At 70.3% G+C, this 11995-nt stretch carries 10 protein-coding genes; 1 reads left to right on the forward strand and 9 read right to left on the reverse strand.

Translation table 11 applies throughout. The features are described from left to right. Positions 1–322: 322 nt before the first annotated feature. From CCN29_RS00705 to thyX, 3 genes are all read right to left on the reverse strand, one after another. Positions 323–2008 carry a ribonuclease J gene (locus CCN29_RS00705; protein ID WP_086679501.1) on the reverse strand — a complete coding sequence of 562 codons (1686 nt, stop codon included), beginning with the start codon at positions 2006–2008 and terminating at the stop codon, positions 323–325. A gap of 153 nt (positions 2009–2161) precedes the next feature. After that, positions 2162–3064, reverse strand: coding sequence for a 4-hydroxy-tetrahydrodipicolinate synthase (dapA, locus tag CCN29_RS00710; RefSeq protein ID WP_006130408.1), 903 nt, complete (start codon positions 3062–3064; stop codon positions 2162–2164). A gap of 223 nt (positions 3065–3287) precedes the next feature. Beyond that, positions 3288–4028: an FAD-dependent thymidylate synthase gene (gene thyX / locus CCN29_RS00715; protein ID WP_006130409.1), complete on the reverse strand. Its 741-nt coding sequence runs from the start codon at positions 4026–4028 to the stop codon at positions 3288–3290. A 150-nt stretch (positions 4029–4178) separates the two neighbouring features. Between thyX and CCN29_RS00720 the strand changes: the two genes are divergently transcribed. Further along, a complete protein-coding gene (locus CCN29_RS00720) occupies positions 4179–4736 on the forward strand; it encodes an SCO5741 family PH domain-containing membrane protein (protein ID WP_086679529.1) in 558 nt (185 codons plus the stop codon). A gap of 15 nt (positions 4737–4751) precedes the next feature. On the opposite strand, the gene CCN29_RS00725 is transcribed toward CCN29_RS00720, so the two are convergent. The 6 genes from CCN29_RS00725 to eccD all read right to left on the reverse strand — a co-directional run bounded on the left by CCN29_RS00725 (position 4752) and on the right by eccD (position 11967). Further along, positions 4752–5195 (reverse strand): tetratricopeptide repeat protein, encoded by a 444-nt coding sequence (locus tag CCN29_RS00725; protein WP_086679503.1) that lies wholly within the window; start codon positions 5193–5195, stop codon positions 4752–4754. Positions 5196–5210: 15 nt separating this feature from the next. Continuing rightward, a complete protein-coding gene (dapB, locus tag CCN29_RS00730; protein ID WP_086679505.1) occupies positions 5211–5963 on the reverse strand; it encodes a 4-hydroxy-tetrahydrodipicolinate reductase in 753 nt (250 codons plus the stop codon). 38 nt (positions 5964–6001) lie between these two features. Then, positions 6002–7381 carry a M16 family metallopeptidase gene (locus tag CCN29_RS00735; protein WP_086679507.1) on the reverse strand — a complete coding sequence of 460 codons (1380 nt, stop codon included), beginning with the start codon at positions 7379–7381 and terminating at the stop codon, positions 6002–6004. Further along, the gene (locus CCN29_RS00740; RefSeq protein WP_086679509.1) at positions 7378–9600 is read right to left on the reverse strand and encodes a polyribonucleotide nucleotidyltransferase; all 2223 of its coding nucleotides are present in this window, start codon (positions 9598–9600) and stop codon (positions 7378–7380) included. The genes CCN29_RS00735 and CCN29_RS00740 overlap by 4 nt, the downstream gene beginning before the upstream one ends. Positions 9601–9994: 394 nt before the next feature. Next, complete coding sequence (gene rpsO / locus CCN29_RS00745; protein WP_006130415.1) at positions 9995–10282, reverse strand: 30S ribosomal protein S15; 288 nt, start codon at positions 10280–10282, stop codon at positions 9995–9997. Positions 10283–10497: 215 nt separating this feature from the next. Then, a complete protein-coding gene (gene eccD, locus CCN29_RS00750) occupies positions 10498–11967 on the reverse strand; it encodes a type VII secretion integral membrane protein EccD (RefSeq protein WP_039986324.1) in 1470 nt (489 codons plus the stop codon). Between the last annotated feature and the right edge of the window lie 28 nt (positions 11968–11995).

An 11995-nucleotide genomic window follows, 5' to 3' on the forward strand; every position in this document is an offset into this window, starting at 1 on the left:
TCGCTTCCTTTGTACTCACCCTCTCGGGCTTTCCTCCGGGCGCTTCCCTTCGGTCTTGCGTTTCCGACTCTATCAGATCTTTCCGATCCGATTTCCTCGGTGCTTTCCAGGTCGACGCTTTCGCGCTTTCCTTTCCGGCGGATCCGACTTTATCAGAGATTCTGAGTCGGTTTTCCCATCCCCACCGGGCACTGGTTCCCGACCGCGTGAAGTGGTCGGGTGCCCGCTCGGGAGGAGTTGTAAACGTACTGGAGCGGGGCGCCCCGATGCAAATCGAGGCGCCCCGCTGCCGGTTGACGCGTGCGTGGAGTCCGACGGACCGTCAGACCTCGACCACCACGGGCAGGATCATCGGCCGGCGCCGGTAGGTGTCGGAGACCCACTTGCCCAGCGTGCGGCGGACGAGCTGCTGCAGTTGGTGGGCTTCCACGACCCCGTCCTGGGCCGAGCGCTCGAGCGCCTCGGTGATCCGGGGGATCACGTCGACGAACGCCGAGTCCTCGATGCCCGAGCCGCGGGCCTGGATGTGCGGTCCTCCGGTGATCTTTCCGGTGGAGGCGTCCATGACCACGAAGACCGAGATGATGCCCTCGTCGCCGAGGATTTTGCGGTCCTTGAGCGCGGGTTCGCCGACGTCGCCCACGGAGAGGCCGTCGACGTAGACGTAGCCCGCCTGGACCTTGCCGGAGATCTTGGCCTTGCCCTGGACAAGGTCGACGACCACGCCGTCCTCGGCGATGACGATGCGGTCGTGCGGCACGCCGGTCAGGGCGCCGAGTTCGGCGTTGGCGCGCAGATGGCGCCATTCGCCGTGGACCGGCATCAGGTTCTTCGGGCGGCAGATGTTGTAGAAGTACAGCAGCTCGCCGGCCGAGGCGTGCCCGGAGACGTGGACCTTGGCGTTGCCCTTGTGGACGACGTTGGCGCCCCAGCGGGTCAGGCCGTTGATCACGCGGTAGACCGCGTTCTCGTTGCCGGGGATCAGCGACGACGCCAGGATCACCGTGTCGCCCTCGACGATGCGGATCTGGTGGTCGCGGTTGGCCATGCGGGACAGCGCGGCCATCGGCTCGCCCTGCGAACCCGTGCAGACCAGGACCACCTCGCTGTCGGGGAGGTCGTCGAGCGTCTTGACGTCCACGACCAGGCCCGGCGGAACCTTCAGATAGCCGAGATCACGGGCGATGCCCATGTTGCGCACCATGGACCGGCCGACGAAGGCGACTCTGCGGCCGTACTCGTAGGCGGCGTCCAGGATCTGCTGGATGCGGTGGACGTGGCTGGCGAAGCTCGCCACGATGATCCGCTTGCGGGCGCCGGCGAACACCTGGCGCAGCACGTTCGAGATGTCGCGCTCGGGCGGGACGAAGCCCGGGACCTCGGCGTTCGTCGAGTCGGAGAGGAGGAGGTCGATGCCCTCCTCGCTGAGCCGGGCGAACGCGTGCAGGTCGGTGAGGCGGCGGTCCAGCGGGAGCTGGTCCATCTTGAAGTCGCCCGTGTGCACCGCCATGCCGGCGGGCGTGCGGATGGCCACGGCCAGCGCGTCCGGGATGGAGTGGTTGACCGCCACGAACTCGCAGTCGAAGGGGCCGATGCGCTCGCGCTGCCCCTCCGCCACCTGGAGGGTGTACGGGCGGATGCGGTGCTCCTGGAGCTTGGCCTCGATGAGGGCGAGGGTGAGCTTGGAGCCGATCAGCGGGATGTCCGGCTTCTCGCGCAGGAGGAAGGGGACGCCGCCGATGTGGTCCTCGTGGCCGTGCGTGAGGACGATGCCCTCGATGTTGTCGAGACGGTCCCGGATGGACGAGAAGTCCGGCAGGATCAGGTCGATTCCGGGCTGCTCCTCCTCGGGGAAGAGCACTCCGCAGTCGACGATCAGCAGGCGGCCTCCGTACTCGAAGACCGTCATGTTGCGGCCGATCTCGCCGAGGCCGCCGAGCGGGGTGACCCGCAGGCCGCCTTCGGGCAGCGGCGGGGGCGGGCCGAGTTCAGGATGCGGATGACTCAAAAGACTCTCCTCACCACACGCGCCACGTACCGGTCGGGCACGTGGCGCGCATGACGTTCGTGCAGAAGCAGTTGTCGTAAAGGGGTGCGGGCACCGGTGTCCCGCGTATTCAGTTGTGAGGTCCGTCTGCGCGCCCGGGCGCGCGAAGTCTGATTACTGGAGTTGTACCCCGCCGGCGGCAAGATCGATCTTGAGCTGCTCGATCTCTTCGGGCGTGCACTCGACCATGGGGGCGCGCAGGGGTCCCGCGGGGAGGCCCTTGAGGGTGAGCGCCGCCTTGGTGGTCATGACGCCCTGGGTGCGGAACATGCCCGTGTAGACGGGGAGCAGCTTCTGGTGGATCTCGGTGGCCTTCTGGACGTCGCCGGAGGTGTACGCGTCGACCAGGGCGCGCAGCTCGGGGGTGACGACGTGGCCGACGACGGAGACGAAGCCGACCGCGCCGATGGAGAGCAGCGGCAGGTTGAGCATGTCGTCGCCGGAGTACCAGGCGAGTCCGGAGCGGGCGATGGCCCAGCCGGCGCGGCCGAGGTCGCCCTTGGCGTCCTTGTTGGCGACGATGCGGGGGTGCTCGGCGAGGCGGACGAGCGTCTCGGTGCTGATCGGGACGCCGCTGCGGCCGGGGATGTCATAGAGCATCACGGGCAGTCCGGCGGCGTCGGCGACGGCCGTGAAGTGCCGGTAGAGGCCCTCCTGCGGGGGCTTGTTGTAGTACGGCGTGACGACCAGCAGGCCGTGGGCGCCGGCGCGCTCCGCCGCGCGGGCCAGTTCCATGCTGTGGTGGGTGTCGTTGGTGCCGACACCGGCCACGACGTGGGCGCGGTCGCCGACCGCGTCCACGATCGCCCGTACGAGATCCGCTTTCTCCGCGTCGCTGGTGGTGGGGGACTCGCCGGTGGTGCCGTTGACGATCAGGCCGTCGTTGCCTGCGTCCACCAGGTGGGTGGCGAGCCGCTGAGCGCCGTCGAGGTCGAGTGCGCCGTCCGCCGTGAAGGGCGTGACCATGGCGGTGAGGACCCGCCCGAAGGGGGTCTGCGGAGTCGAGGTCGGAGCCATGGGTTACACGCTACTCGTTGCTCAGGTCGGGGTCTTCCCTCGGGGGAGGCGACCCAGGGGTGCGAAGGGGGGACCCGGCACTGCCTGCTCGGGGGTTCAGGCAGTGCCGGGCCCGTTTGATCAGGCTAGATGAACTTCGCGAAATGCCGCAATACAGACACTTCACTCGGCTGATGCATACATCTGTGCTCGGCTGCCGCGCCGGGGCTCGGCAGGGCGCCACCTACGGGGCGACGCGCCCGTTGGCGTTGAACGCGGCGTACGTCAGCGGCATGAGGCGGGCCCACTCGGCCTCCATCTTCTCGCCGACCATCTCGATCTCCCGCTGCGGGAAGGACGGCACCTTCGCCAGCTCGTGCTGGGTGCGCAGGCCGAGGAAGTGCATCAGCGAGCGGGCGTTGCACGTGGCGTACATCGACGAGTACAGGCCGACGGGGAGCACCGCGCGGGCGACCTCGCGGGCCACGCCGGCCGCCAGCATCTCCTGGTACGCCTCGTAGGACTGCCGGTACGACTCCTCCATGGCGCGTCCGACGAGCTGCTGCTGGTCGGGGGTGCCCTCGACGAAGCGGTACTTGCCGGGGCGGCCCTCCTGGACCAGCTTGCGGTCGGCGTCCGGGACGTAGAAGACCGGCTGGAGCTCCCGGTAGCGGCCCGACTCCTCGTTGTAGGACCAGCCGACGCGGTGCCGCATGAACTCGCGGAAGACGAAGATCGGGGCGCTGACGAAGAAGGTCATCGAGTTGTGCTCGAAGGGGCTGCCGTGCCGGTCCCGCATCAGGTAGTTGATCAGGCCCTTGGACCGCTCGGGGTCCTTGCCGAGCTCGTCCAGGGACTGCTCGCCGATCGTGGAGACGCGGGCGGCGAACAGCACGTCGGCGTCGGACGCGGTGTGCTTCACCAGCTCGACGGTCACATCGCTGCGGAAGCCGGGCTTGAGGTCGTCGGCAGGGGTGTCGGTCACGGCGTGGAGGGTCCTTCCATCACGTCTGGGGCGCCGCCCACTCTACGGCCGCGGCGGCGGGGCCGTCCGGACCCCCGAGGGTGGTGACCGGTGACACAGATCGATAGCCTCACCGGGCACAGCCCCTGCATGGATCGAGTGAGGACCACCGTGCCCCTGCCCTTCCTGACGGCCGACCGCGCTTTCAACACGGCGGACGACGTCGCTCTGCCGCACGACGACCGGGACCGCTGGCGGCGTCCCTACCGGCCCGGCCCCTGGCGGGTGGGAGCGGCGGCCGTCCTGCTGCTGCTCGCCTCGTTCGTGCTGTTCTCGTCCGTGATCATCGCGGTGACGGCCGCGCCCGCGTCGGCCGCCACCGTGTTCGCGTTCGCGCTGGTCATCGTGGTGGCCGCGCTGCGGCTGCTGCGCATGGGCGTGTGGGTGAGCGCCCGCGGGCTGCGTCACGTGGCCTTCGTCAGCACCCGTACGACCGCCTGGGACCAGGTCGTGTCGGTGCGCACGGTTCAGCAGCCGGTGCGCTGGCTCGGGCTGCCCCGGACCGTGCAGGGGCAGGCGCTGACGCTGCACCGGCGGGGCCGCTCGGCGGAGGCGCCGTCGCCGCTGCTGACCTCGCACAACGCGGACTTCCTGGGGCGCGATCCGCTGGCCTTCGACCGCGCGGCCGACACGGTCGAGGCGTGGGCGTCCGAGTACGGGCGGGCCTGACGCCGGTCCGCGCGCTCAGGAGGCGGTGCGGCGCAGGGCGATGGCCCGCTGCATCGCCTTGCGGGCGCGCGGGGTGTCCCGGGCGTCGTGGTAGGCCACGGCGAGCCGGAACCAGCTGCGCCAGTCGTCGGGAGCGTCCTCCGTCTCGGCCTTGCGCAGCGCGAAGACCTCGTCCGCCGACTCGCGGTCGATGCGGCCGCTGGGCAGCCGCCTGAGATTGTCCACGGGCAGGCCGCCCTCCGCGTCCAGCTCGGCGGCGAGCCGGTTGGCGGCCCGGACGAACTGGGTGTTCTTCCAGAGGAACCACACACCGATGACCGGCAGGATCAGCACGGCCACCCCGAAGGTGACCGTGAGAAGCGTGCCGGCCTTGATGAGCAGCACGCCGCGGCTGCCGACCAGGACGAAGTAGACGACCAGGACGGCGGCCGTGAGGGCGTAGGAGATCTTCGCGCGCATAGGGGTGGGACCGGCTCAGTTCAGGTCGAGGAAGTGTTCCAGGCCGAAGGTGAGGCCGGGAGCGCTCACCACGCGGCGGACGCCGAGCAGGATGCCCGGCATGAAGCTGCTGTGGTGCAGGGAGTCGTGTCGGACGGTGAGGGTTTCGCCCTCGGCGCCCAGCAGGACCTCCTGGTGGGCGAGGAGGCCGCGCAGCCGCACCGCGTGCACCGGTACCCCGTCGACGTCGGCGCCGCGGGCGCCGTCGAGGGCGGTGGCCGTGGCGTCCGGGGCGGGGGCGCTGCCGGCCTGGCGGCGGGCCTCGGCGATGAGCTGGGCGGTGCGCGTGGCGGTGCCGCTGGGGGCGTCCACCTTGTTGGGGTGGTGCAGCTCGACGACCTCGACGGACTCGAAGTAGGGGGCCGCGATCTGTGCGAACTTCATGGTCAGCACGGCGCCGATGGAGAAGTTCGGGGCGATGAGCACGCCCGTCTCCGGGGACTGGTCGAGCCACCCCTTGAGCTGCGCGAGGCGGTCGTCGGTCCAGCCGGTGGTGCCGACCACCGCGTGGATGCCGTGGCGCACGCAGAAGTCGAGGTTGCCCATGACCGAGGCGGGGGTGGTCAGCTCGACGGCGACCTGGACGCCGGTCTCGGCGAGGGTCTCCAGCTTGTCGCCCCGGCCGAGGGCGGCGACCAGTTCCATGTCCTCGGCGGCCTCGACCGCCCGTACCGCCTCGGAGCCGATCCGGCCCTTGGCGCCGAGGACCGCCACGCGCAGCTTGCTCATGTCTGTTGCTTCCTTACCGGGTGTGGTGCCGGGATGGGTCAGGCGACGGCCTCGTGCAGCCGGGACGCCTGCTTGTCCTTCAGCGGGCCGATGACCGACAGGGAGGGCCGCCGGCCCAGGACGTCGCGGGCGACCGCGCGCACGTCGTCCGGGGTGACCGAGGCTATCCGGGCCAGCATGTCGTCGACCGACATCTGCTCGCCCCAGCACAGCTCGCTCTTGCCGATACGGTTCATCAGCGCGCCGGTGTCCTCGAGGCCGAGCACGGTGGAGCCCTTGAGCTGGCCGACGGCGCGCTCGATCTCGTCGTCGGGCAGCCCGTGCTCGGCGACCTGGTCGAGTTCGTCGCGGCAGATTTTCAGCACGTCGTGCACCTGGGAGGGCCTGCATCCCGCGTACACCCCGAACAGACCGCAGTCGGCGAAGCCCGAGGTGTACGAGTACACGCTGTACGCCAGGCCGCGCTTCTCCCGGACCTCCTGGAAGAGGCGGGAGGACATGCCGCCGCCGAGGGCGGTGTTCAGCACGCCCAGCGCCCAGCGCCGCTCGTCGGTGCGGGCCAGGCCCGGCATGCCGAGCACGATGTGCGCCTGCTCGGTCTTCCGGCCGATGAGCTCGACCCGGCCGGCGGTGCGCAGGGTGCGCAGGCCGCCGCGCGGGGCGATCGGCTGCGCCTCGGGGTCCTTGAACGCGCCGGCCTTCTCGAAGGCGGCGCGGACCTGGCGGACGACCTTGTTGTGGTCGACGTTGCCCGCGCAGGCGACCACCAGGTGCGTGGGGTCGTAGTGCTTCTTGTAGAAGCGGCGGATGCGGTCGGCGGTGAGGGCGTTGACCGTGTCGACCGTGCCGAGGACGGGGCGGCCGAGCGGGTTGTCGCCGAACATCGTGTGCGCGAAGAGGTCGTGCACGCAGTCGCCCGGGTCGTCCTCGGTCATCGCGATCTCTTCGAGGATGGCGCCGCGCTCGACGTCGACGTCCTCCTCACGGATCACCGAGCCGGTCAGCATGTCGCACACCACGTCGATGGCGAGCGGCAGGTCGGTGTCGAGCACGCGCGCGTAGTAGCACGTGTACTCCTTGGCCGTGAACGCGTTCATCTCGCCGCCGACGGCGTCGAGGGCGGAGGAGATGTCCAGCGCGGAGCGGGTGGCCGTGCCCTTGAAGAGCAGGTGCTCCAGGTAGTGGGTGGCGCCGTTGAGGGCCGGGGTCTCGTCGCGGGAGCCGACGTGGGCCCAGATGCCGAAGGTCGCCGAGCGGACCGAGGGCAGGGTCTCGGTGACGATGCGCAGTCCCCCCGGGAGGGTGGTCCTGCGGACCGTGCCGATGCCGTTCTCGCCCTTGATGAGGGTTTGGGTACGGGCGACGGCCCGCGCCTCCGAGGAGGTGCGGGCCGTCGCCTTGGCGCTACGGGACGTCACTTGGCGGCGTCGTCCTTCTTGTCGTCGGCGGCGTCGTCCTCGCCCTCGATCACGGGGATCAGGGAGAGCTTGCCGCGGGAGTCGATCTCGGCGATCTCGACCTGGACCTTGTGGCCCACGCCGAGGACGTCCTCGACGTTCTCCACGCGCTTGCCGCCGGCCAGCTTGCGGATCTGCGAGATGTGCAGCAGACCGTCCTTGCCGGGCAGCAGGGAGACGAACGCACCGAAGGTGGTGGTCTTGACGACCGTACCCAGGTAGCGCTCGCCGACCTCGGGCATCGTCGGATTGGCGATGCCGTTGATCGTGGCGCGGGCGGCCTCGGCGGCCGGGCCGTCGGCGGCACCGATGTAGATGGTGCCGTCGTCCTCGATCGTGATCTCGGCGCCGGTGTCCTCCTGGATCTGGTTGATCATCTTGCCCTTGGGGCCGATGACTTCGCCGATCTTGTCGACCGGGATCTTCACGGTGATGATCCGCGGCGCGTTCGGGGACATCTCGTCCGGCGTGTCGATCGCTTCCATCATCACGTCGAGGATGTGGAGGCGGGCGTCACGGGCCTGCTTGAGGGCGGCGGCCAGGACGGAGGCGGGGATGCCGTCCAGCTTGGTGTCGAGCTGGAGGGCGGTCACGAACTCCTTGGTGCCGGCGACCTTGAAGTCCATGTCGCCGAAGGCGTCCTCCGCACCGAGGATGTCGGTGAGGGTGACGTAGTGCGTCTCGCCCTCGATCTCCTGGGAGATCAGGCCCATGGCGATACCGGCGACGGGGGCCTTCAGCGGCACACCGGCGTTCAGCAGCGACATGGTGGAGGCGCAGACGGAGCCCATGGACGTCGAGCCGTTGGAGCCGAGGGCCTCGGACACCTGGCGGATCGCGTAGGGGAACTCCTCGCGGGTCGGCAGGACCGGGATCAGGGCGCGCTCGGCGAGGGCGCCGTGACCGATCTCGCGGCGCTTCGGGGAGCCGACGCGGCCGGTCTCACCGGTGGAGTACGGCGGGAAGTTGTAGTTGTGCATGTAGCGCTTGCGGGTCACCGGGGAGAGGGTGTCCAGCTGCTGCTCCATGCGCAGCATGTTCAGCGTGGTGACGCCCAGGATCTGGGTCTCACCACGCTCGAACAGCGCGGAGCCGTGCACGCGCGGGATGGCCTCGACCTCGGCGGCCAGGGTGCGGATGTCGGTGACACCGCGGCCGTCGATGCGCTTCTTCTCCTTGATCACGCGCTCGCGGACCAGCTGCTTGGTGAGCGAGCGGTACGCGGCGGAGATCTCCTTCTCGCGGCCCTCGAACTCCGGCAGGAGCTTCTCGGCGGCGAGCTGCTTGACGCGGTCCAGCTCGGCCTCGCGCTCCTGCTTGCCGGCGATGGTGAGCGCCTGGGCGAGCTCGGGCCTGACGGCCGCGGTGAGCGCCTCCAGGACGTCGTCCTGGTAGTCGAGGAAGATCGGGAACTCGGCGGTCGGCTTGGCGGCCTTCGCGGCGAGGTCGGCCTGGGCCTTGCAGAGCACCTTGATGAAGGGCTTCGCGGCGTCCAGACCGGCGGCGACGACCTCCTCCGTCGGCGCCTCGGCGCCGCCCTCGACGAGCTTGATCGTCTTCTCGGTGGCCTCGGCCTCGACCATCATGATCGCGACGTCGCCGTCCTCCAGGACGCGGCCCGCGACGACCATGTCGAAGACGGCGTCCTCGAGCTCGGTGTGCGTCGGGAAGGCGACCCACTGGCCGCGGATCAGCGCGACGCGGACGCCGCCGATCGGGCCGGAGAAGGGCAGGCCGGCCAGCTGCGTGGACGCGGAGGCGGCGTTGATCGCCACGACGTCGTACAGGTGGTCGGGGTTGAGCGCCATGATCGTGGCGACGACCTGGATCTCGTTGCGCAGGCCCTTCTTGAAGGACGGGCGCAGCGGGCGGTCGATCAGACGGCAGGTGAGGATGGCGTCCTCGGAGGGACGGCCCTCACGGCGGAAGAACGAGCCGGGGATCTTCCCGGCCGCGTACATCCGCTCCTCGACGTCCACCGTGAGGGGGAAGAAGTCGAGCTGGTCCTTGGGGTTCTTGGAAGCGGTGGTGGCCGACAGCACCATGGTGTCGTCGTCCAGGTAGGCCACGGCGGAGCCGGCGGCCTGACGGGCCAGACGGCCCGTCTCGAAGCGGATGGTGCGGGTGCCGAAGGAGCCGTTGTCGATGACGGCCTCGGCGTAGTGGGTCTCGTTCTCCACCAGCGTGTTCTCCGTTTACTTGTCGTCTTTCGTCCCGCTCGCCCGTGTGGCGGGGGGACGGGGCGGAGAAGCGCTCCACTGGTGCGGGCCGGTCTTCGATCGAAGCACCCGGGGTTCACTCTCCCGGGGGCCACTACCGAGGACCGGCGGCGGCGAGGTGCGCTTCCCCTCGTACGGGGGACGTCGGATGACGTCCGGTGGACGTCGGATGACGTCCGGTGTGATGGTCCGTGGGTCGCATACCCGATGCGACGGGGGTCATCACGTCGAGTCGTGGTTCTTGCCTGATTCGTTCTTGCGTTGTGTTACCACACTACAAAGGCGCGGTGACACTCCGCACGTACAGCAAAGGGAGCGGCCCCCTTGTCCCGGGAACCGCTCCCTCCACGGCGTCTTACTTGGCGCCCGCCGCACCGCGGCGGATGCCGAGGCGCTCGACCAGCGCACGGAAGCGCTGGATGTCCTTCTTGGCGAGGTACTGCAGCAGCCGGCGGCGCTGACCGACGAGGATCAGCAGGCCACGGCGGGAGTGGTGGTCGTGCTTGTGGGTCTTCAGGTGCTCCGTCAGGTCGGAGATCCGACGGGACAGCAGAGCGACCTGGACCTCGGGGGAGCCGGTGTCACCCTCCTTGGTGCCGAACTCGGAGATGATCTGCTTCTTCACTGCGGCGTCGAGAGACACGCGTACTCCTCATGATCTGTGAGTGGCCACCGAGTGCCCCCGGTCTGCGTCTCGGGGGGTCTTCCATGACTCGGAAGGCGGGGATCCGCTGGGCGCGGCCTCCAGAGCGCGGGAGGGCTCCGGGGGTGCGTACACATACGGCCGTGGGCCAGCGTACCAGGGCTTCCGTCGCCGACGGCCCGGGGCCGGCCGTCCCGGGCAGGTGGGCCGGCGTCTCAGCCCGTCAGCGAACGGACGGCGGTCAGGACGCCCAGCGCGGCCAGGCACAGCGGCACCAGGGTGAGCAGGACCGCCGATTCGGTGAGGTCGAGGAAACGGCCCCAGAAGGGGGACAGGCCCTTGCGGGGGACGACGAGACCGATGGCGGTGACCAGCGCCACGCCGACGACGACGGCCGCCGACAGCCACAGAGTACGCAGGTCGAGCGCTCCCCTGTCGCCGTGCAGGACGAACTCCGTCAGGGCGTCGGCCGGAGGGTTCAGCACCATCCCGAGCAGCAGCAGCGCGACGGCGCCTATGCCGGCGACGAGGGCGCAGGCCACCTGGGAGGTGTAGCGGAACAGGCGGGCGCGGATCAGCATGGACAGACCGGTGGCGAGCGCCAGCAGCTGGGCCCACACGTCGTCCGAGAAGCCCAGCACCGCTGCGGACGCGACGACGACGGCGGACGTGCCGCCCACCAGCCCCAGCAGCATCTCGTGACCGCGCCGGGCCTGCGCGGCGATGCGTCCGGCGTCGAGGGCCTCGGCGTCCGGCGCCTGGGACGGGTCCGCGTCGAAGTCGTCGTGGAGGGCGGAACGCGGGGCCGCGTACCCGATGGGCAGCCGCGCGAAGCGCACCGACAGGCCCGGCAGGAACGCGACCAGACCGATCGCGCAGGGCGCGCACACGGCGGCGGCGTCGGTCGCGGAGGCATCGGTGAGGATCGTGACGAAGGCGGCCAGGGTGCCCACTCCCGCGAGGAAGGTCGCGGCCACGAACGGCGCGTCCGAGCCGGGGGCGAACGCGAGGAGGGTCACCGACGCCACCAGGACGGCCGCGCAGCCCAGCATGAACTGCAGTTTCCCCGGGCCCTGTCCGGCCGGGGCCGCGAGAATCCCGGACCCGGCGACGAGCAGCAGGGGCAGGGCGCCCAGGCCCAGGGCGACGGCCGTGGCCCGGTCGTCGTAGACCCGCGCGCGGACGCCGGCGAAGGCGGTGAGCAGGAGGCCGATGCCTCCCGCGACGATGCCGGGCAGGCCGTGCATGTCGTGCCGCACCGGATCGGCGAACCACAGGACGAAGGCGAGCAGCAGCAGAAGCAGGGCGCCCCCGGTCAGCCCCGCGGCGCGCAGCAGGTCGTCGCTCCACAGGTGCCGGTCGCGGACGACCGCGGAGGCGACCGCGTCCGACACGTCGTCGTGCACGGCGGGCGGCAGCGAGTGGGCGAACGGCCGCAGGCTGAGGACCTCTCCGTCGAGGACCCTCTCGTCCAGGAGCGTGCGGGCGCCGTCCAGGACCCTGCCGTCGCGCCGTACCAGGTGATACCCCGTCGGAGTGCCGGCCTGCTGGGTCTGGCCCGTCAGGCGCAGGATCTCCGGGTGGACGTCGGCGACGGGAATGTCCACCGGGAGCGCCACGTCGATACGGCTGTCGGGGGCCACCACCGTGACTCTGCAGAACCCCGTCGCCGTGGTCGTACTCACCTTCACTGACCCCCTGCTTCGCGGATGC

Source organism: Streptomyces pseudogriseolus (assembly GCA_002154585.1).
Lineage (GTDB): Bacteria > Actinomycetota > Actinomycetes > Streptomycetales > Streptomycetaceae > Streptomyces > Streptomyces pseudogriseolus.